General features: G+C 35.1%; 15 protein-coding genes and 2 pseudogenes. 5 read left to right on the forward strand and 12 right to left on the reverse strand.

All coding sequences use genetic code 11. The features are described from left to right. Positions 1-27 precede the first annotated feature (27 nt). The 3 genes and pseudogenes from OPR37_RS04050 to OPR37_RS04060 all read right to left on the reverse strand — a co-directional run bounded on the left by OPR37_RS04050 (position 28) and on the right by OPR37_RS04060 (position 6,396). Positions 28-3,231 carry a glycoside hydrolase/phage tail family protein gene (locus OPR37_RS04050; RefSeq protein WP_265016828.1) on the reverse strand — a complete coding sequence of 1,068 codons (3,204 nt, stop codon included), beginning with the start codon at positions 3,229-3,231 and terminating at the stop codon, positions 28-30. A gap of 465 nt (positions 3,232-3,696) precedes the next feature. Then, a pseudogene (locus OPR37_RS04055) lies at positions 3,697-5,032 on the reverse strand (AAA family ATPase). A 305-nt stretch (positions 5,033-5,337) separates the two neighbouring features. Beyond that, positions 5,338-6,396, reverse strand: a complete 1,059-nt coding sequence (locus OPR37_RS04060; protein ID WP_264684820.1) for an ankyrin repeat domain-containing protein — start codon at positions 6,394-6,396, stop codon at positions 5,338-5,340. A 482-nt stretch (positions 6,397-6,878) separates the two neighbouring features. Between OPR37_RS04060 and OPR37_RS04065 the strand changes: the two are divergent. Beyond that, positions 6,879-7,160 (forward strand): annotated as a pseudogene (locus tag OPR37_RS04065) (transposase); the annotation flags it as partial. Between the two features lie 115 nt (positions 7,161-7,275). Here the strand turns inward: OPR37_RS04065 and OPR37_RS04070 are convergent. Then, complete coding sequence (locus OPR37_RS04070) at positions 7,276-7,980, reverse strand: ComF family protein (protein WP_010405036.1); 705 nt, start codon at positions 7,978-7,980, stop codon at positions 7,276-7,278. A 51-nt stretch (positions 7,981-8,031) separates the two neighbouring features. Continuing rightward, a complete protein-coding gene (gene uvrA, locus OPR37_RS04075; RefSeq protein WP_019236961.1) occupies positions 8,032-10,845 on the reverse strand; it encodes an excinuclease ABC subunit UvrA in 2,814 nt (937 codons plus the stop codon). Positions 10,846-11,170: 325 nt separating this feature from the next. On the opposite strand from uvrA, the gene OPR37_RS04080 reads away from it, so the two are divergent. Both OPR37_RS04080 and OPR37_RS04085 read left to right on the forward strand, forming a co-directional pair. Further along, positions 11,171-12,472, forward strand: a complete 1,302-nt coding sequence (locus OPR37_RS04080) for an ankyrin repeat domain-containing protein (protein ID WP_264684821.1) — start codon at positions 11,171-11,173, stop codon at positions 12,470-12,472. Between the two features lie 60 nt (positions 12,473-12,532). Then, positions 12,533-13,531 (forward strand): pyruvate dehydrogenase complex E1 component subunit beta, encoded by a 999-nt coding sequence (locus OPR37_RS04085; RefSeq protein WP_007302625.1) that lies wholly within the window; start codon positions 12,533-12,535, stop codon positions 13,529-13,531. 2 nt (positions 13,532-13,533) lie between these two features. Here OPR37_RS04085 and OPR37_RS04090 read toward each other — a convergent pair whose 3' ends face one another. Next, entirely contained in the window at positions 13,534-13,890 is a 357-nt protein-coding gene (locus OPR37_RS04090; protein ID WP_007302624.1) for a TrbC/VirB2 family protein, read from the reverse strand. Between the two features lie 199 nt (positions 13,891-14,089). On the opposite strand from OPR37_RS04090, the gene lepB reads away from it, so the two are divergent. Further along, positions 14,090-14,875 (forward strand): signal peptidase I, encoded by a 786-nt coding sequence (lepB, locus tag OPR37_RS04095; RefSeq protein WP_007302623.1) that lies wholly within the window; start codon positions 14,090-14,092, stop codon positions 14,873-14,875. A gap of 3 nt (positions 14,876-14,878) precedes the next feature. On the opposite strand, the gene OPR37_RS04100 is transcribed toward lepB, so the two are convergent. Genes OPR37_RS04100 through iscU form a run of 4 tightly spaced genes read right to left on the reverse strand, consistent with a single transcriptional unit; the run spans position 14,879 to position 17,978 of the window. Then, positions 14,879-16,774: an Hsp70 family protein gene (locus tag OPR37_RS04100; RefSeq protein WP_265016830.1), complete on the reverse strand. Its 1,896-nt coding sequence runs from the start codon at positions 16,772-16,774 to the stop codon at positions 14,879-14,881. Further along, on the reverse strand, positions 16,752-17,210 hold the full coding sequence (locus tag OPR37_RS04105) for an iron-sulfur cluster co-chaperone HscB C-terminal domain-containing protein (RefSeq protein WP_007302621.1): 459 nt from the start codon (positions 17,208-17,210) through the stop codon (positions 16,752-16,754). The genes OPR37_RS04100 and OPR37_RS04105 overlap by 23 nt, the downstream gene beginning before the upstream one ends. After that, the gene (locus OPR37_RS04110) at positions 17,203-17,589 is read right to left on the reverse strand and encodes a HesB/IscA family protein (RefSeq protein WP_006012614.1); all 387 of its coding nucleotides are present in this window, start codon (positions 17,587-17,589) and stop codon (positions 17,203-17,205) included. Before OPR37_RS04110 ends, OPR37_RS04105 begins: the two co-directional genes overlap by 8 nt. 5 nt (positions 17,590-17,594) lie before the next feature. Continuing rightward, entirely contained in the window at positions 17,595-17,978 is a 384-nt protein-coding gene (gene iscU / locus OPR37_RS04115; protein ID WP_007302620.1) for a Fe-S cluster assembly scaffold IscU, read from the reverse strand. A 176-nt stretch (positions 17,979-18,154) separates the two neighbouring features. Here iscU and ftsY point away from each other — a divergent pair, with 176 nt between their 5' ends. Continuing rightward, on the forward strand, positions 18,155-19,066 hold the full coding sequence (gene ftsY / locus OPR37_RS04120; RefSeq protein ID WP_019236959.1) for a signal recognition particle-docking protein FtsY: 912 nt from the start codon (positions 18,155-18,157) through the stop codon (positions 19,064-19,066). Between the two features lie 751 nt (positions 19,067-19,817). Here ftsY and radA read toward each other — a convergent pair. Continuing rightward, positions 19,818-21,161, reverse strand: coding sequence for a DNA repair protein RadA (radA, locus tag OPR37_RS04125; protein ID WP_019236958.1), 1,344 nt, complete (start codon positions 21,159-21,161; stop codon positions 19,818-19,820). A 66-nt stretch (positions 21,162-21,227) separates the two neighbouring features. Continuing rightward, a complete protein-coding gene (locus tag OPR37_RS04130; RefSeq protein ID WP_052264750.1) occupies positions 21,228-22,499 on the reverse strand; it encodes an MFS transporter in 1,272 nt (423 codons plus the stop codon). Between the last annotated feature and the right edge of the window lie 416 nt (positions 22,500-22,915).

The following is a 22,915-nucleotide window of genomic DNA, read 5'->3' on the forward strand; positions in this document are numbered from 1 at the left end:
AGACATTAAGATTTCACTTACGCTCTCTCAGTTTACAATTTTTGTTTCCGTATTATCTAATGAATCACCGTAAGTGACTGCCTTAAGATAAAACTTTCTCCCTTTTTGCACTTCAAAAGAAATTATTGAATCATCAAGTAGAATAAATTTTTCACCTGCAGTGTGTTCATATTTCTTAGTCCCTTCTTGACCTCTAATTAGGTTGCTAAGCTTATATTTATTTTTATCTATAAGCTTGGCATCTTGGAATTTTATTACCTCTTTTCCAACCAGCGCTAACACAGTTGGATTCATGACGTCTAGCTTACCAAAACGTAGCACTACTGTAATTCCCTCATCGGTAGATTCGATTACATATCCGTAAGTAGATTGTATGTTTGCGCTCGCGATGGGCTTATAATTTTTATCATCATACGAAATAAAAAGTGTTGCTCCTTTCCAACCTTCCTCTTCACTAATTAAAGTAAAACTTGCGATATTACCTTTAATATGCGGTAAATCTATCATTTCTACGATAGATTTACTGATGTGAGAAGGAGGGTATTCTTTAAGCATAAGTGATCTTGTTGAAGGAAAGGAGAGCTTGTATATAGAGGGATCATAACCAACTCCCATTACTTGAATGGACATGCTTTCAAACTTTGTTTTTATAATTCTCATCGTATGTCTTTTCTCGCCATCTGAAATTGCTATGACATCACTTGGTAAAAGCCATGCATATTTTATCGGGAGCTTAAAGTTGTATACATTTCTCTCTTGCCACGAAGAATAAAGTAAAACTTCAGCTATATTTTGCGCCTCCCCTTCCTCCATAATGAGAGGTATTTCAACTGTTGCAGCATTGCCCTGCTTTGGCAGTTCAGCATATTTCACATCAATTGGATAGCCAAAATTGCGGTTAAAATAAACGATGTTAATCCTATTGTTTAAATCTAATTGACTAAGCTGTATCAGCTTGGGATTGTGATTGAAAACAGTTTCGTCAACTGGTATACCAGTTGTCACTCCCCTGCCCTTTTGAATAAATTTCAGTTTTGAGTTCTGTTCAACCACATCAAAAAAATAGCACCTTCGCAGCATTTTAATAATTGAGCGTACGGGTTGCTGATCATTTATTACATACCCAGATAGTAATCCTTTAACATCACTTGTATCAAACTGATCGCCTTTGAGACCTACCTTTTGCAACAGATCAGACAAAACATCGGAAACATTAAGTTGTGAAATTTTTCCCTGAATCCAGTGCCCGGTCTGCCAGTTATGGCAGTCAGCCCACATGTCACATAAATTGGGGAAATAAGGAAATGGCCTTGCATCCCACGCCCAGAGGAACATTTTCTCCACCATTTCTGAGCTTTGCCACTTTTTTAATGTTCCTTCGATTGCAGTTTTCTGCGAAAGAAAGCTCACCTCTCCGTTTGAGTATCGTGGATATTTACTCTCTATACTACCTTTATCAACAAACACATTGGGCTCATTAGTGCAGCCGTTCATACTGGGAAATCCATATTCGGTAAACCATATTTTCTTCATTTTTGGCTGCCATTTTGTTTTACTACCACCTGGATTTACATGAACTTCACTCCACCATTTCTCAATATTTTTCCACGCATACATGCTGTCGTTATACTTTACTTTCTCAGGCTCACTCTTTGAGTAATCGTAAAAATAATCATACCCTACTCCGCTGCTCCAACCATAGATTACACCTTCCGCGGAATAGCCAAAAGGAGGTTCTTCGCCATCGGTGAGTGGAAAGTAAGCATCTATGCCAATAACATCGATGAACTGTGAAGACCATAGTTCATCCATATTATACCAACCATCATATGAATGATACTCACTCCAATCGGCAGCGTAAGTTACGTTTACTTCTTTTCCAAGCTGAAGCTTTACTTGCTTTGCAACTTTAACTAGCTCTGCTACTGCAGGATAGTTACCCTCTACATCTTTTACTCTGGTAAGCTGCGCAAATTCAGACCCGATGATAAACCCTTCCACTTTAGTTTGTTTGGCAATGCTCGTGTAATGCTCTATGAATTTACTATACTGATTCTCAAAAAAATCACTTATATCTTCAGGAGGCCCGCTCAATTTTCCCCGCCACTCTTTGTTTTTTGTGTCAAGCAAGAGCATTGGATAGAGCATCACCTTATAACCTCTGCTATGCAGCTCTTCTATATATCTTATTAGTGCTGCATCGCTAACTGTACCACCATATCTTGGATTTCCATGATTATCTTTTGAAATGAGCTGGGCATTATCCCTGGTTATATTTCCTACTTGCCAATCATCAGGCACTATAGCAGAATCGTCTTGAAATTCAACTGCAGGATATATTTTACAATCTTTGATATTCAAACTGCTTGCAAACCAATTAACCACTACCGATGCCCATTCAACATTTGGTAAACTTTCCTTCAATTGGTCCAAAGAAAGCATAGCATCGCTCTTTTTTGTGTGATTATTGTGATTTACTCTTTGTACCGGTCCATAGGGAATATATTGACTACTGCTTATTTTTTCTCGTGCAATTTTCTTCTGTATTTTCGTATCATACACAAACTCCCCTGAACCTGGTATGATATTGATATTTTTAATGTTTTCTGCTACTGAGAATCCACTGAGCTTCAGTGCAGTTTGCACTTCAAATGTAAACACCGGAACACGATTACTATAGTCTGCCAAAGGGAAATTTTTGATGACTATGTAAGATATTCCTCTATAAGCTGGTACATTCTTCTCACCTTCGATTGATAACATAAACGGATCAGGGTTTTGGTCTTCTCTACCGTGGTAAAAAGTATAATCTATTTGGTCAAAGCTAAGCGATTTTGTACCCCCCCAGATTCTATTTAATTTTTCCACTTTCCCCTTGCAAATTGCAATTGCGAGTGTTGCATAGTAGTTATATGTAATATTTATACCTCTTCCTGTTTTATTTTGAGTGGTTATCGCCTCCTCTTTTATTGGCTGTGACCAAATAATGTTTCCAGCAATGCGAGCAGTGCCATAGATAATTGGAATTGCTTTGCCATAAGTTGAGGTTTGAACTTGCAGATTTTTCAGCCTCGCCCCATGCGTTATCTTTTGCTCAGCATCAAGACTAAACATTGCACTATCAAGCTGTGCACCAAGCAGAGCCCCGAGCTCTGAGCCGATAATTTGGCCAATTGGACCAAAGATACTACCTGCTTGACCTAAAATTGATGATAAAATTATTGTAGACATAATATTCTCCTTTTTGATAGATTGTTTTGAATTGTTGAGTTAGCAAATGTCAGTAGCTGACACTGGCCTACATGAAAAATATAGATTCCAGTGTCAAGCACTGGAATGACATGATTTGAATGGTGTCATGCAAGTAGCTGACATTGGCGTCCATGAAAAGGGATGCCAGTGCCTCCTTTTCCTGTCATCCCAGTGCTTGACACTGGGATCCATTTTTCTATCATTATCAAAAACGTTGTATTTCAACATAAAGCAGCTACTTTTATACTTGCAAGTTTAATAAAACTCCTGGATCCCAGTGTCTGGGCACTGGAATGACATCCTTCTGATAGATAATAGCTGTGTACTGTGATACTGGAATGACACTCTTTTAGAAGTTCAATGACCCTTCTGGATAAAAACTATTGTCAAGCACTGGAATGACATTTGTGTCACTTGCATGGCCAGACTATGTAGTAATTCTCCTTATTCCTCAATTTGCCGATTACTTCCTCGAGAAGATACATCACTCAATGAAGAGCTTACTGATGAACTTCTAGATAAGCTTCCAGATGATAGCCTTATATACTTGTTTTTAGTTTTCCCGTTACTATGTTTCTTATCTGGCTCATCTTTTATGTTATGCTTCTTCTTGAAATTTTTACAGAAAGTGCGAAGATATTTTATTTCGCCTTCCTTTTCTGTAGTTTCGCTTATTTTATCGATTAAGCAAATCAGATTTGCCATTGAGAATCCCTTACTAGCCTGTACAAGAATTTTCATATCGCTATCTTTTAATTTTTCGAGCCGTTCTTGTAATATTTTTTGACGTGTATCGTCTTTATCCAGCCCAGGAACCTCAATACACTCCAAACGACCACCCCTAATAAGCGCAGGATCTAAATGATTCTTATGATTAGTTGCAGCAACTACCGTTATATTTTTTGAGGATAAAAACTCTTTATCCAATTTAGTGAGTAAATAAGTTAAAGGCCCTGCATCCTCATGAACAGTTCGCTTTTTACCAACTCCGTCAATCTCATCTATAAAAATCATACAAGGACTGTTTGTCTCTGCTTTCTCAAAAACTTGATCTATATTCCTTTGACTAGACAAGCAAGACGCAGAAACAGACATAAACGCAAACAGAGATTTAGTTTGATTTGCAATTGCCTTACTAATACTAGTCTTACCAGTTCCTGGTGGACTGTACAAGAGATATCCTCCGCTTTTTGACTCACAAATTCCTCTCAACTTTTCTTTTATGTCACTTGGTAATATAATATTATCAAATGTTGTATTCCATCCTCTTGCTTCACCTTTTGCGTAAAATTCCATATTCAGCTTTACTTCTACTTCATTTTTTGTTGTAGGACTATTAATTAACCTTGCAGAAAGATCACTAACCTCTTTTTTTAACCCATTCACTTCATCTTTCGTTACAAAATTCTCTGAAATTCTATGAACTTTTTCTTCTAGACCACTAAACCCGTATTTATTTTCTTTATCCTTTCCATCTTCTAATTCTTCTTTAATTGGAGTCAGCTTATTTTCTTCTTTACTTGACTCTTTATTTAGCTCTTTGACTTCAGCTTTCGAGTTTTCTTGAGATTTTTTACTTTGTTTAATCATTTTATATGAAAACACAATTACTACTGCAGAAAGCGCAAATAAAATAAAAATAACAGGGGGAGCTATATTTAAAGCTGCAACTGAAGATAAAAATGCAACGTAAGGAGCTACAGCAAAAACTCCAGATAATTAATGTAAGAGAAGCAATAGCACCAGCTATAAAAAAAGGTATATTAGCTCTACTAGACATATTTTAGCTTATAAACAGTTAATTTATAAATAATACATTTAAAGAGTACAAGCTTTTCATAGTAAAGCAAGACTAACTTAAGGCATCCTTAATCAATCTATGATCGAGGTATTATGCAGTATTAAGATATAAGATGGTATGTTGTATTTTTAATTCAGTGTTCTTTTTCTATCATTCCAGGGTACTGGAATGATAGATGCTATGATAAGAAATTCAATAACTTAAAGTAGGTAATTAAAGCCTCTAATTAAGATCTAAATCTATAGTTATTATAAGCAACACTAAAGAAGTGCGGAAGTAAAAATTTACGAAAGAGCATTATGTATACGTATGCTTTGTAGATCTACACTTTGCCACCCTTCTGTTAAGCTTTGCCTCCCTTCCATTACGTTTTGTCGCTCTTTTATTTCTTTTATTTCGTTATCGAATTTTGACATTAGATATTTAACATAACCAGATGTTAATGCTGTTGATGCAGATACAGCTATTGCTGCCGTAACAGATGTTAATGTAATTTCCATTGTCTCGGTTATAAAAAGCGTCGATGTTACAAAATTCCCTAACATGGCAACTAAGCCACCAACAACTACACTACCTTGAACTACTTTATTTTTTAAAAACCCTTTTATACTCTCTACCGTATCTTCTTGGTGATTTATAATGGCATAATACAAAGGAGTTTTCTGCAAACTATCTTTTTTATAAACATCTGCACCTCTGTCTAGTAGAGCATCTACTATCTCTAAATAGCCATTTTTAGCAGCATAATGCAAAGGAGTACTACCATTTCTATCTTTTACATGAACACTTGCGCCTTCAGCTAACAGAGCATCTACTACCTCTACATGGTTACTTAAAGTAGCATAATGCAAAGGAGCACTACCATTTCCATCTTTTATATTAACACCTGCACCTCTCTTTAGTAGAGCATTTACTACATCTATGAGTTCATATATAGTAGCATAATGCAAAGGAGTACTACCACTTCTGTCTTTTACATTAACATCAGCACCTTTTTTTAGTAGAGCATTTACTACACCTACACATCTACTATAAACGGCATGATGCAAAGCAGTCTCTCTATTTTCATCTTCTACATGAACATCCGCATGCCTATCTAATAAAACATTCACTAAATCCTTACAGCTAGATGCTGCAGCTGCAATTAATAATGTAAATTCGGCATCAGGATCACTTTGGATGAATGTATGATTTATACTAAAATTTTTATTTTCCCACTCTTGATACGCTATTGTATCTTCCCTTCGCAATACCTCTTTTATTTTATTAATTACGTTATCTTTATTTACACTTGCATCTTTATCAATTGCACTTAATATCTTTTTCAGATTTTCAAAATTCATCTTTACCTCCTATAACTTTACGTTGCAGTTACTACACAATTACAAACAAAAGTAAACACATTTTTGTAAATTATTTAGAAAAAGAATCCATTAAAAAAGTCAGTGATTTGCAATAAATAACTGATCCATTTAATTGAAAGAAATATGTGATGTAACTATAGTCATTATAAACAACAATAGAAAAAACACGGAAGTAAAAAATTTATACTGATCTTATCATATTTATTATTAGCATAATTATAAACATGGGAAAGCAAATACAAGTCAACTTATCTAAAAAAATAGTGAGAGGGTCTTATCTGGCGCAAAATGGATGGCCAACCTTAGTGAAAATTATTTTGCATCATTGAATAATAACAGCATTAAACCAGCCAGCTCTATAAGAAAACTAATAGAGGCTTTTTTACTTGTTCCAATTATTACATCCAGTGCTATTACACTAGCATGTACCTATTTTTTTCTGAATGCAGTGAGTATTCAAAAATATGATTGCAGCTTTGAATAAGGGAAAAATTATGGCGCCTATGATTTTTGAAGGCTATTGCGATACAGACGTTTTTAATAGCTAGTTCAAGCTTTTTGCTGGGTGATTTTGGATAATGCAACTTTTCATAGAAAATAAGTGACTTTGTTAAAAGTGTCGGTGCTGAAGTTATATATCTGCCTCCATATTCTCCTGATTTTAATCAAACCATTGGTTTGTTATAAAAAATTTAGCCAGAAAGAATATTCAGCTATTCGAACTATTAGAAAAAGAGCTATAATTATAGACTCCGTATACACTATAACTAGACTTTTTTTTAAGAGGAATGATACACAAGTTAGTACTAAGACACTAAACAGTTTTCAAAAATGAAAATTATACCTTAAAGCTGATTTTCATACAGTTCTTGCAAGCGATAGCACTCTCACTTCTCTGGCACCAGAGTTTAAAATTTCCTGAGAGCAAGACCTTGCGGTTGCGCCAGTTGTTACTACATCATCAACCAATATCACGATTTTGTTTTTGATAATTTCGCTGTTACTTACTTTAAAAGTATTTTTCAAATTTTTTTCACGCTGTTTAAGTGAAAGACCAGCTTGAGGTTTGGTGTGACGAATACGTTTTATTGCAAATGGTGTATAAGATAAATTAGATAACTTACTTAATTCCTTCGCGAGCAATGCTGCTTGATTATATTTACGTTTAAATAAGCGTATTTTATGTAGCGGTATGGGAACTATGACCTCTGCATTTTGAAACATGTCTTTGTTAGCTTTGTACATCCACTTTGCATAGACTTTCACATAATTTAAATTATCAAAAAATTTAAAATTTATAATCATATTTTTGCTATGTTCATCATAAGCAAAAACTGATCTTAATACTTTAAATGGTGAAGGGTTACTGATGCATTTACCACATGTATCAATGTTATCTGGAATTACTACACCACAAACATTACAGTAATGCTTAGTTAAAAAATTGATTTTTTTATTGCATTCACTACATAAATCATAACTTTTATCAATTATACGTTCACAACTTACGCATACGTTTGGAAATATGAGATCTGTAGCTTTTTTTAATAAGAGAAGATTCATGAATTAAATATGTTAGGTATACCTTTTAAAATGCTCCTCATAACCTAATTATTAAGAAATAGTCGATACTTGATCCAATAAATATGTTTTAAGATACTTGCCTGTAACGCTTTTTGGAGTCTGTGCAACTTTTTCTGGAGTTCCTACAGCAACCACTTCGCCACCTTTTACTCCACCCTCTGGACCAATATCTATTATGTAATCAGCAGTTTTTATAACATGTAAATTGTGCTCAATAACTATAACAGTATTTCCTAAATCAACTAGCCTATGGAGTATTTTCAGTAAATTATTTACATCTTCAAAATGTAACCCAGTTGTTGGCTCATCGAGAATATACAATGTTTTCCCGGTAAATCGCTTTGATAGTTCCTTAGACAGCTTTATTCGTTGTGCTTCACCCCCGGACAACGTTGTTGACGACTGTCCAAGCGTTATATAGCCAAGCCCTACTTCCTGTAAAGAAATCAACTTTTCCTTTATCATTGGAAGATTTTCAAAAAAGTCACATGCTTGATCTATTGTCATATCAAGCACATCAGAAATTGATTTTCCCTTGTAAGTAACTTCCAATGTTTCTCGGTTATACCTCTGTCCTCTACATTGCTCACATTTCACATAAACATCCGGTAGGAAATGCATCTCGATCTTTAAATGCCCATCACCTTTACAAGCTTCACATCTTCCTCCCCTGGTATTAAATGAAAATCGGCCTATATTGTAACCTCGTGCCTTCGACTCTGGGAGACCTGCAAACCAATTTCTGATGTGAGTAAACATACCAACATATGTTGCTGGATTTGATGCTGGGGTCCTACCAATTGGCGATTGATCAACTTCTATAATTTTATCTATATACTCAAGGCCTTCTATTTTGTCGCATTGACCATGCCTTGCAGATGAATGATTTATCTTGTGTGCTGAGTATTTATATAATGTTTCTATCACTAAACTTGATTTCCCTCCTCCTGATATTCCAGTAACACAAATAAAATTCCCTATAGGAAATTCAACATTTATATTTTTTAAGTTGTTCTCACAAGCATTAACTACCTTTATGAACTGAGTTGTTTGCTTTCTTCTTTTTGAAATTGAAATTTCCTTCTTTCCACTTAAATACTGTCCTGTTATGCTCTCTGAATTTTTTTGTAACTGATCTGGTGTTCCTTCTGCAACAACTTTTCCTCCGTTTACACCAGCTCCAGGACCAATATCAATCACATAATCAGCAGCCATTATTGTGTCTTCATCATGTTCAACAACAATCACAGTATTACCCATGTCTCTCAGATTTTTAAGTGTGGCAATTAATCGATCATTATCACATTGATGAAGGCCAATTGAGGGTTCGTCAAGCACGTATAGCACTCCTGTTAAACCAGAGCCAATTTGCGAAGCAAGCCTGATCCTCTGGCTTTCACCACCAGAGAGAGTGCTAGATTCACGGTCAAGTGTAAGGTAATTTAGCCCTACATTCTTTAAAAATGTCAGCCTTTTGATTATTTCGTTTAATATTTTATTTGAAATTTGCTTATGTTGTTCTGTGAGCTTGTCTGGCAAATTTTCAAACCAATCAAGGGATTCATCGACGCTGAGCCCTGATATTTCACCTATGTGTTTTTCATCAATTTTCACTGTAAGTGCTTCTTTTCTCAATCTATAGCCAGCACATTCTTTGCAGTCAGTAACAGAACAATACCTATCAATAAGTGATGCATCGTAATCCATCTGGCGTTCTAGGATACTGACCAAACCTTGAAATTTCATTTCTCTAGAGCCAAAAAGTATTAAATCCTTCACTTTTTGGTCTATATTCTTCCACGGAACATCAAGACTAAATTTGCAATTTTCAGCCAGTGACAGAATTGCATTTTTTAGCAATCCATAGTTTGTATGCACTTGACGGAATATTGATCCAATTGGCTTTAAAGCACCTTCAGATATCGAGAGCGTTTCATCTGGCACTATTAGCTTTGCATCAACACTTAGCTTTTTACCGAGCCCATTGCATGAACTGCATGCACCGTAGGGGCTGTTAAAAGAAAACAATCTTGGCTCTATTTCTTCAAGAGTAAAGCCAGACTCAGGACATGCAAAATTCTCTGAGAAAGTTAAAGTTTGACCATTTTTATACTCGGAATTGTGGTTATCAGGTAAGTTAACTATTTCTGCATACATTAAGCCATGGGCAAGTCTCAATGCTGATTCTATACTGCTTGGTAGTCGATTTCCTATATCATCTGATATGGACACTCTATCTGCAATCACAAAAATATCATGTTTCTTGTTTTTATCGAGCTTAGGCAAGTCATCTATATCACATATTTCACCGTTTATTTTTAGTCTTACGTAACCCTGCTTTTTAATTTCCAGTATCTCTTTTAGATGCTCTCCCTTTCTACCACGTACAATAGGAGCAATTATATATACTTTAGTTTCTAAAGGTAATGCTGTAATAGTATCTACAATTTGAGATACAGTCTGTTTCGTTATTGGCAATCCAGTTGCGGGTGAGTAAGGAATGCCTATTCGCGCATATATTAAGCGTAGATAGTCATAAATTTCAGTAACGGTTCCAACAGTTGATCTTGGATTTTTTGAGATCGATTTTTGGTTAATTGATATTGCAGGAGAGAGGCCTGTGATCGATTCAACGTCAGGTTTATCTTGAATATTAAGAAATTGACGTGCATAAGCCGATAGACTTTCGACGTATCGGCGTTGGCCTTCTGCATAAATCGTATCGAATGCGAGGCTAGACTTACCAGAACCACTTAGTCCAGTTATAACAACTAACTTATTTTTTGGTATATTGACATCAATACCCTGCAAATTATGCTCTCTTGCACCTTTAACTCTGATCATACTTCATGTACCTTTGACCATTACAGCCTCAAAATACATAAACTTACAACAACTTTCTACTAATTTTTTCAACTATTACGGAAAACGAAGTAGCACAACTAGTGCAAAACATTTTGCCATACAACTATATAAACATCTGTTTTCGCCAAGTTAGTTCGTACAACAAATGGTGTCATAAAAGTATGTTTTCTACAATCTCATCAAAAACATGCTTACCAATTTTTGGAAACAGGAAATTTTATTTTATATAAAATATAGAATTTTGATAAATTTAACTTTTTTGTGAGATTATGCAGCGATAAAAATAAATTTAGAGGGAAAGGTTATGGTAATAGAGAAGGAGAAGTTTTTTGAAATAATAAATGAGGTAAGTGAAAGTAGCGATTTGGATGAAGATAATTTACTTGAAAGAATAAAGAATGAGTTAAAAGGAAAAGATGCAGGAGAGTACAACAAGTTTAGTAAAAATTTTAGTAAAGAACATCAATTTAGTATAAAATTTTCAGAAGAAGCTGCAGAAGATTGGACGTTGTTACATCTTGCTGCAGCATGCAACAATCTTTTGATAGCGGAATTTCTAATGAAAAAGAAAGCAAGTGTTAGCGCTCGAGTAAAAGATGGTTCTAAAAATGATGGGCTAACTGCTTTGCATATTGCTGCTTCTTGTGGACATGAAAGCATGGTAAAACAACTACTAAGTGATGATCGAGTTAATCCTTCATTAAAAAGCAAAAATAAGACTCCAAGGGAGGTGGTTGGTAATATAGAAAATAAAGAAGCTATAGTAAAAATGTTAAAGGAAGCAGAACAAAATTTTTGTACAAAGCATGAGAAAAAAACTGCTGCACCAGCAGATGTTATAAATTCTGTGAAACAATATGATACCATACGTAGTGGTGCACAGGCTCCTGTTACGTGCGAAAGTAGTGACAGTTTAGTAAGTGAGCAAGACTTACGTGTTAGTGTTAAGAATATGGTAGAAAAATTTGAGTCACCGCAAAGAAAAAGTGCTACATGTAGTGGTAAACAGACTCCTATTGACGAAAGTGTTAGTAGTGATGACAGCGGTCTAGAACTTGAAACTACATTTAATACCTCTTCCTGCTCCGAAATAAATCACGACGAGGCAGTTGATAATCAAACTTTAGAAAGTTTGCCATCTCAAATTCAGTTGCGAGATAGCCAAATCCAGAAATTACAAGAGGCAGATGAGGAATTAAAACGGGTAAAGAATTGCATGGGTGGACATGAGAATAGGTTAGAAGTACTTGATAAACTCAGTGAAGAGAATCAATCACTAAAACAACAAATACAAGATCTAAAAAGTAAAAATACAACACTTAATAGTGAATTAAGCAAAACCAAAGCAAATAAAGTATTACTAGAAAAAACAGAAAAAAGACAACTGTCTTTCTTAAAAATTGCTTCTGTAAACTTTACAATCATGTTGACAGTAGGTGTTGCCTTTAGTATAGCCTTCCAATTACCAATTCTATTGATGATTGCAACTTCTGTGATGTCTTCATTGATAGTCGGTGGAGTTACATACGCACTATCACCGCAACCTACTGAATTAAAAGAAGTAAGTATTCAATGCTCAGTGCAACATGATGCTTGTAAAACTTAACTTGTGCGCTTCCTGGTAATTTTGATATAGTTATTTCAGTTGAAATCTACAGGTTTACAAATGGCAATCTTAAGTGTAAGAGAAGCTTTATGCACAGCGATCAGAGAAGAAATGCAAAATGACCCTGATATATTTATCATGGGTGAAGAAGTTGCAGAGTATGATGGTGCTTATAAAGTAACGAAAGGATTACTGAAAGAGTTTGGAGAAAATAGGGTAGTTGATACACCCATTACTGAACATGGATTTGCTGGTCTTGCTGTTGGAGCAGCATTTGCTGGACTGAGGCCAATAGTCGAGTTTATGACTTTTAATTTTTCTATGCAGGCTATCGACCAAATTGTGAATTCCGCAGCAAAAACAAATTATATGTCGGGTGGACAACTTGGATGCCCTATAGTATTTCGTGGACCAAATGGAGCTGCAGCAAGAGTTGCCGCACAACATTCTCAGTGCTTTGCATCTTGGTATTCGCATGTTCCAGGTTTGAAAGTAATAGCACCTTACTTTGCCTCCGATTGCAGAGGTCTGCTTAAAGCTGCAATTCGTGACCCTAATCCGGTAATATTTCTAGAAAACGAGATCGCTTATGGACATGAGCATGAAGTTCCTGACTCTGAGCTATCAAATAAAGATTATCTACTTGAGATAGGCAAAGCTGCTGTTATACGGGAAGGAAAGGATGTAACTATCACTGCTTTTTCATTGAAACTAATGGATGCGTTAAATGCGGCAGATTTACTCTCTAGTGAAGGAATAGAAGCTGAAGTTATCGACCTCAGAACCTTAAGACCACTTGACACTGAAACAGTTATTAACTCTATTAAGAAGACCAATAGATTAGTAAGCATAGAAGAAGGTTGGCCATTTGCAGGAATAGGAGCAGAACTCTCAGCCATGATTATGGAACAAGGATTTGACTACCTTGACGCTCCGGTTGTACGGGTAACCGGCAAGGATGTCCCCTTACCTTATGCTGCAAACCTAGAAAAGAAAGCATTACCACAAGTGGAAGATATAGTTGAAGCTGTGCACCAAGTCTGCTTTAGAAAGAAATAGTCCTATTGACTCTTTTTTTTATCTCCCGTTCCACATTCTTCCATAAAAGAGGCATTTGTAGAGTTTATACCACCCATTACTTTTATGACAATAGTTTTAGCGCCAAAAAACACAGCGCAAAATACACCGAGGGCGAAAAGAGCAGGCCACGGCATTCTACCAAATATTGCAAGTAAAGCTGCTCCTATTATCACTACGGTCATAAGCGGTCCACCTATTCCCCAAACGTAGCCAATAATATTACATATTACTTGAGCAGTTGTATCGTCATTAGAGTTAGCAGCACTTCCAACATGAGAAAAAGAAATAAATAATACTATAAGTAGAATACAAAAAACCTTTCTAATTGTAGGGTTCATCCCTATACCTTAAGTTTAAATACTATAATTATATCTAAAATAGTATAATTTTTAGTAAAACTAGCATTGTGATTTATACAATATTGCATAGCAAATGATGTCTATTGGTTATCAATCACTGTCAATTACTTGAGAGCTTATTTCGACTTTCGAAAAAGAGCAATAACACCCATGAGTAAAATTTCACATTACCACTTTTATGTGTTATGATAAGCTTAAATTTATAAAGAAAATAAAATTGAAAGAATTGAGAGAGAACCGGATAGCAAGAACGAGAAAGTTTTTATCTTCACTGTTTTTTTTGCTACTAATTGCGCTATCAATACGTAGTTTTTTATTTGAGCCATTTCATATTCCTTCTGGTTCAATGAAAAGCACTCTACTTGAGGGAGATTATATTTTTACTAGTAAATATTCATATGGTTATAGTAAACACTCTTTTCCATTTTCTCCAAACATCTTTAGCGGTAGAATCTTTTATACCCCTCCGGAGCGTGGTGATATAATAGTTTTCAAGCCTACAAGAAATGACAGCATTAGATTTGTTAAGCGGGTAATAGGAATACCGGGCGATAAAGTGCAAATGATAGAGGGGGAGTTATATTTAAATGATCAGAAAGTAAAACGAAGACAAATTGAAAATTTTTTTGATTATGAGTCAAAGCGTAATATAGCAAGATACATCGAAACACTCCCGAGCGGCAAGGAGCATGAAATTCTAATAGATAATCTTTCTAATAAGTTATCATACAATACTCCAGTTTATTATGTGCCTGATGATCAATTTTTTGTTATGGGAGACAATAGAAATAATTCTTTTGATAGCAGGTTTTCTGAAATTGGGTTAATACCAACTGAAAATATAGTTGGACGCGTAAGCATGGTTGGTTTATCGTTTAAATTAGGCAAAGTTGATTGGTTGCCGTTTGATTTTAGGTTACCTATTGCTCTGAGATTTGACAGGGTACTTCACAAAGTTGTATGAACTCTATCTGTCTGCTGATTCGCATAATTCTAAAGCAGAGTTTTCTAACTCAGAGATAGCATTATTAATGTTGTCTAAGTCATTTTCCTGTAAAGCGTCTTTTGCGTTCTGTAGTAAAATTTTTAACTTTTGCTCAGTGGAAACATTTTCAACTAGATGTATGAGCTTGTTACCGTTAATTTTAGCCTCTGCAAGGGAACGAGCCTTCATGTCTTCATCAAAGTTACTTACTGACTGATTGACCATATCTTGAATATCTTCTTCATTTAAGCCAGAGCTTGAATTTATTTTAACTGTCTGTTCGACTCCAGTAGTTTTTTCTCTTGCAGTGACAGTCAATATTCCATCAATGCTAACTGTAAATCCTATTTCAACTTTTGCAGAACCTGCAGGCAATTGTGGTATACCTTTGAGTTCAAATAGTGCTAGAGATTTATTATCTTTTATCATTTCACGTTCTCCTTGACAAACGTGAATTTTCATTGCTGTTTGCCCGTTAGCGTAAGTTGTAAACTCTTTTATTTCTGAAACTGGTAGTGGTGTATTTCTTGGTATAATTTTTTCAACTATTCCCCCCATAGTTTCTATGCCAAGTGATAAAGGCAGCACATCAAGGAGAATATTCCTATCTTTTGAGTTTGAAGTTAAATAATGAGCCTGCAAAGCTGCCCCATTGGCAACTGCTTTGTCCGGATCCACATCATTCAGCACTTTATTGCCAAAGAGTTTGATTAGTGAATTTTGCACTAATGGCACTCTAGTTGCGCCACCAACTAAAATTACCCCTTTTATATCATCGATTTTAAGATCTATGTTGCTTATAGTACGAGTAACTATATTTATAGTCTTATTAACCAAAGGACTGATTGCTTGCTCGAATTCTTCTTTGGTAATTTTGCACTTAAATAATTCACCATTGATGCTGAATTCAAAAGTGCCAGAGGTATCTTCACTTAGGTACTCTTTTATAGCACGTATATTGCAGATACCAGTTTTAGTGTATGAATGTTGTAATTTGTAGGTAGTTGTATCAGATGGTGCAGTGCTTGACACTGGAATCCAGTTCTTATTATATAACTTTCTGGTGTGTTCACTTGCAATCAAACTTTCTGGATCCCAGTGTCGGAGCACTGGGATGACACTAGAGCATTTTTTATTTAAACCTACCTGTTCTCTATACTTTTCAAGCACGATTAAACTAAGTAGATGATCAAAATCATCACCACCAAGTTTAGTATCACCACCAACTGCAAGAACTTGAAACACTCCTTGATGTAATTTTAATATTGAAATGTCAAATGTTCCACCACCGAGGTCATAAACTGCATATATGCCACTGTTATTGTTCTTTTCAATGGAGTAAGAAAGTGCTGCAGCGGTTGGTTCATTAATGAGGCGAAGAACATCTATGCCAGCTAATTTTGCTGCATATTTGGTTGCGTTACGTGCTGAATCATCAAAATAAGCTGGTACAGTAATCACTGCTTTGTTAACTTTCATCCCTGTGAATTTTTTTACCCTCTTGCATAGAGTTTTTAGTATCTCAGCAGAGATCTCAATAGGAGTGAGATACTTTTCTTCTGAGCATTTTACCCTAATAACTTTTTCACTTTCGTTATCTATTTTACAATTGATACCTTCTTTATGCAAGTCTTTAACACTTTTACCCATTAAGCGTTTTATAGAGCAGATAGCGTTTTCGCCAACATCGTAGCCTACTTTTAGTACATCCTTTTCATATGAAATGACAGAAGGTAATAGTTCACGACCTTGCTCATCTTTAAATATTTCTACATTGCCAGCTTTATTTACCATGGCAATTAAAGAGTTAGTAGTTCCAAGATCTATACCAAAAACTACCTCATTTAAACTTGGTTCAGAAATTTGAACTGGCCGCATTTTCCTTTATCTCCTCAAATGACTTATATAAATATCTCAATCTAAAAACTTGCGTAGCAGCTTCATCAAAATTTTTTGTAGCAAAAGCATTAATTAGGTTTTTAGTACAATCTTTTACCTTTTCATCAATCATCCTACTTGCAAATTGTAAATCATCGCAGTCTAGAAAGTATTCTCTTATTTCCATTGATTCATTTAATATTTCAGGATCAAGATGCTCTTTTTTGCTTTTTACGTCAAAAAGATCCAACAAATGTTCGGCACGCTTTAGCGGTGACTTCAGTACCTGATAAGCTTTGTTGATATTTTCCATACTTTTGGACTCTCTTTCATTTATATCAGTTTTGCTTAGCTCAATATATTTTTTCTCCAGCTCATCAAAGCTGATGTTAAAAGCCGGTTCAATTCCAAATAATGTGAAATGGTTGCTAGACATGAAAACTCTCTCCACAACCACATTTTCCTTTCTCATTAGGATTTTTGAAAATAAAACCTGATGAGAATTTTTCCTCTACATAATCCATTTCAGAGCCAAGGATAAACATGATAGATTTTGGATCGATCAGCACCTTGACTTTTTGATCATCACTGCAGCTTTCTTCAATTACCGACTCCAAAGGACGAACATCATATGCATACTCAATATCATATTTTAAACCAGAGCATCCTTTTTGCTTAATTAGAACTCTTATTCCTATTGCTTCTTCAAGGTTAGCATGCTTCTTTTTGTCCAATAAAAACCTTACCCTCTCTACTGCATTTGCAGTTAGAGTGATAGGTTTTTTAACAGAATTTACTCCTTGAAATTCACTCATATTCCTCAATGTTTTTGTTTATTTTGATAATCATGAATAGCAGCTTTTATAGCATCCTCAGCAAGTACTGAACAGTGTATCTTTACTGGCGGCAAAGACAATTCTTCCACTATTTGAGTATTCTTTATCTTTGTTACATTCTCAATAGTTTTTCCTTTGATCATTTCTGTAAGCAAAGAACTTGAAGCTATAGCAGAACCACAACCAAAAGTTTTAAATTTTGCGTCTTCAATAACACCTTTATCGTTGACCTTTATTTGCAGTTTCATTACATCTCCGCATGATGGTGCACCAACTAAACCAGTACCAACATTTGGATCATTTTTATCCAGAGAACCAACATTCCTTGGATTTTCGTAATGATCTAAAATTTTCTCATTATAACTCATAGATTACCCGTAAACCATTACTTACATTATAACATATTTAGGTTAAAAACTAAAGTAAAATACACTAGCAAGCAGTACATTTTACTCACAAAATATATAGGTTACGAGTGTATTTACTTTACAAATACATATAGTGCATGTCATTCTTTATATGGTAATTTTGAAAGGAGTATTTCTTGAGTTTATTCAGTAATCTTTATCAAGGACTATTAAAAACCTCCTCCCGTTTTAGTGATGGAGTAAAAAATATTTTTTCTGGCAAAAAAAAATTAGATCAGTCGCTTTTAGATGATCTGGAAGAGCTGCTGATTAGCATGGATATAGGTCATAAAACTTCTAGATTGCTTATTGATAAGCTCGCAAGTATCAAATTTGAATCAGAAGTTGAACATAACATTATCACACAGCAGTTAATGAGCGAAATAGAAACAATATTAAACCCTGTTGTGCAGCCGCTCATTTTGAATAAAAAACCACACATAATAATGGTGTGCGGAGTGAATGGTAATGGAAAAACTACAACTATAGGTAAACTTGCCTATAAATATAAGGAAAAAGGAAAATCCGTTATGCTTGTTGCGTGCGACACATTCAGAGCTGCTGCGAGTGAGCAATTAAATATTTGGGCAGAACGTTCTGATTGCTCTATTGTTACTGGAGAACACGGTAGCGATTCTGCAAGTGTGGCATATAGAGCTGTAAATCAAGCGATAAAAGATAGCGTTGATGTCGTTTTAATTGATACAGCAGGAAGGCTACAAAACAATGTAAATCTCATGCAAGAGCTGTCAAAAATACATAGAACGATAAAGAAATTGGATGATACTGCTCCTCATGATGTTATTTTGGTTCTTGATGCAACTACTGGCCAAAATGCTTATAGCCAATTAGAGGCCTTTAGTAAAATGGTTGGTGTTACCGGGTTAATTGTAACAAAGCTAGATGGTACTGCCAAAGGTGGAGTAGTGATTGGGCTTGCAGAAGCTTATAAGGTGAAATTACACGCTATAGGAATTGGTGAAAGTATAGAAGACCTGAGGGAATTTACTGGCAAAGAGTTTGCTGAAGCGCTGTTTAAATGTGATTGAAGATCTCTTTAATTTTCTCATATGACCAAGCTTAATTATCATGAGAAGCCGTTTTTAGATGGTCTCATTCCAGCATGTGACGCTGGTTGCAAGTGATTATTGGGTTGGGTGAGCCGTTAACGTATAAAAATTACTTCCGCATATTTTCAATCTCATTATAATTACAAATAGAGATATTTTAAGAGCTCAAAATCTATCTTTAGTCTGCAGACTTTTTAATCAAACTTATTAAAAAATGTATTCTTCAGTGTATATCTGTCGTATGTGCACTGCATTTTTTTTCTAACTCTTTTTTACACAGGAGGATTTTATGTCCAGAATTCCAGATACTTGACCTTTACTTTAGCTAATAATGGGCGCCTATGGTTTTAGAAAGTGTAGGAAATAGAAACGTTTCTGTTTTTTGAGTAATTAAAAACCACTTCAGCTTGTCACTCATGCCTAAAAAGCAATTATATTAATGTAATATTGATACTTGTATACCAACATAAATATATTTTAAAAATTTAAGGAGTATATTATGACAATGTCTACCACAAATTAGTGAGAAATTAGCAGCTAGCGCAAAAAGTCTCTTTGATGAGAGCGAAAAATTATTGCTTATAGCAGAGGAAATATATAATCAAGATCCAATGAATTTTTAATTACAGTAAAAACAGTAAAAAAAGAAGCCAGTGTCACCTACTCAGATGACATTATGGAAGCTGGGATGACACCCTTCCCACAAGCAAAATGTTCATGCAGATAATATTTAATTGTGATTGAAGACCTCTTTTAACTCTTTTATATGACCAAGCTTAATTATCTCAATATCATGAGAAGAATAATTGCCATTTTTAGGCATAATCGCTTTTTTAAATCCTAACTTTTGTGCTTCCCTTAGTCTGAGATCAGCATGCGAAACATTTCTAATTTCTCCTGAAAGTGCAACTTCACCGCAGATTATTGAAGAAGTTAGTAGCGGTAAATTTACTAAACTTGAAATAAGGGAAGCAGCAACAGCAAGATCAGCTGATGGTTCCTGTATTTTGAGTCCTCCCGCAATGTTTAGGTATACTTCTTTATCATGCAAAAACATTTTACAACGAGCACTTAGAACCGCGATTATCATAGCTAATCTATTAATATCCCAACCAACTACTGCTCTTCTTGGAGTTGCCATATTAGTCCTTGCTATTAATGCTTGCACTTCCATTAAGATTGGTCTTGAGCCTTCAACTCCTGCAAATACGGCGCTGCCAACTACTTCTCTATCATGTACGGTCAAGAATAATGATGATGGATTATCAACAGGCATGAGTCCTGCTTCAGACATCTCAAAAACACCAATTTCATTTGCAGGGCCAAATCTATTTTTAATAGTGCGTAAAATGCGATATTGATTACTATTTTCACCCTCAAAATATAGTACTGTATCTACCATATGCTCCAGGGTTTTAGGTCCTGCTATTTGTCCATCTTTCGTTATATGGCCAACTATTAAGAGAGAAACACTATATTGCTTTGCAAGAACAGTCAATTCATGAGCGCAGGTACGGACTTGAGTTACAGTTCCTGGTGCTGATGTGACTTTGCTATCATACATAGTTTGTATAGAATCAATTATCAAGAACTTAATACTTTTATTTTTCCTTATTGTTGCTACTACATCAGTTAAAGATACTGTAGATAAAAGCTTAATTTTAGGTTCATTTATCTTAAGACGCTTTGCTCTGAGGCTCACTTGCTCTAAAGATTCCTCGCCAGATACATAAAGACATTCAAAAGAGGAAAGTTGTACAACATTAGCTGCAATCCTAAGCAAAAGAGTAGATTTGCCAATTCCAGGTTCACCACCAATTAAAATGCTAGCACCTTGAACGATACCTCCACCAAAAACTCTATCTAACTCTTCTATTCCTGTTAAAAAACGATCGGGGGTAATAATTTCACTATCTGATAACGCTTTTATTGAAATTGGTGCAGATGTACTTCTCGTTTCTGTTTTTAGTACTATTTCTTCGACAACCGTATCCCAACTGTCACATGCAATACACCTTCCTACCCACCTTCCAGTGCTATGACCGCAGAATTGACATACGTATGCAGTTTTCATAAAAGCCAAAATTATAATTCTAATAAAAATTAGCTAAATAAGTGAAATAAATTTAAATAGAGAAAATTACCAATCACACTTTTTATCTTGTGGTTTTATTTGCAATATTGCTACTAAGCTGACTAATAAGCAAAAAATTACATAAAGCCCAGCAGCAAAGTCTATTTTAGGAAACATTATAGTAAACCCAGTGCATATCATAGGAGTAAATCCACCATGCAGGGCATAAGAAATGTTACGTGATAAACTCACACCACTAAATCTAACATTAGTAGGAAAAAGCTCAGCAGTAACTATCCCTATAGGATTAATACCCCTCTCGATTATAGAAAGAGCCATAACACTCAACATGATTATAAGATAGCTTTTATAGTAATATGCAATAGATAACATAGGACAACATAATACCATTGTTATCACTATAAATAAGATTGCAGTGCGTTCTCTTCCTGTTTTATCAGCTAAAATTCCAAGCATTATTGAAGATATCGGCATTAATATACTGGTTATAATGAGTACAACTTCGTTGACATACGTTGTTACATAAGTTTCAACAGACACTATTTCTTTTGCAATTGTTCTAAGAAATATGGTAAATCCAACAGCAACATTAACAGGTACAGATATTAAAATGGCAAGTATCAGGGCTCTTTTATAGCGTTTTGTAAGCTCTATTATTGGTAAATTAGGTAAATTTCTTTGTTCTCGATTTTTTTCATACACTGGAGTTTCTCCTAGTGTATATATACTATATGCGCTTATTAATCCTAAAATGGCTGAAAAAATAAACGGCAGCCTCCAACCCCAAGCGTTAAAATCAGTGGTTTTTTTACAGATGATCACTGCAACCACAGAGAGCAATATGCCAATAGAGCGACCAAAACTTATTATTCCAAAAAACATTCCTAGTTTTTTCTTATTAGGTAAATGCTCTATGAGATAAACAGAGCTACCTCCTTGCTCAGCGCCAAGTGCAACCCCTTGTATCAGATGGATTGTAAGAAGCAACATAGTAGAGGTTATTCCTATTTTACTATAACTTGGAATAAACGCAACGAGACTAGAAGGAATCGATATTAGCAAGATAGCAATCGTTAACGCCATTCTCCTTCCATACCTATCACCAATGTGACCAAATACAGATGCACCAAGTGGTCTTACCATAGCGCCCAGTCCTGCAATTCCAAACAATTGCAATATGCTGTAGTAGATATCTTTTGCATAACAAAATTCTCTACTAATTATATTAACCAGATCAATAAAGAGCATATGGTCATACCATATTGCGATTCTACAGAGTATTGTTGCAATCAATACTCTTGTTTGTTGATTGTACACTTAGTTTAATTTGTAAATGTCTACTTATTTTTATTTTGGCTGCTTTTTAGAACTTTGCAACTCAAGCGTATGGCTTATATGTAAATATTATTAAAATTGGAACTTGCATAACCAGCCAGTCTGGGATCAAATAAAAAAATCTGGTCATCCGCTGGAATGACATGGTGGAATGTGTCATTCCAGTACTCCTTTTCTTGTCATCCCAGTGCTCCGACACTGGGATGACACCTCTCTTAAATTACTTTAGCTACAAATATCAAGAAATTTACCAAGTAGAAAAAAGACAAAAGAAACCCCCTATTAGCTAGCTCTAATCCTGAAAATTGGCCTGTCTTAAACAGCCCGTTTCAGCTTATATGGTTAAAAAACTGGAAGTTTTGTAAAGAAATAAGATGCACATAGTGCAAAAAATTAAA

It is taken from the genome of Wolbachia endosymbiont (group B) of Lycaena phlaeas, from assembly GCF_947251875.1.
Taxonomy (GTDB): Bacteria; Pseudomonadota; Alphaproteobacteria; order Rickettsiales; family Anaplasmataceae; genus Wolbachia.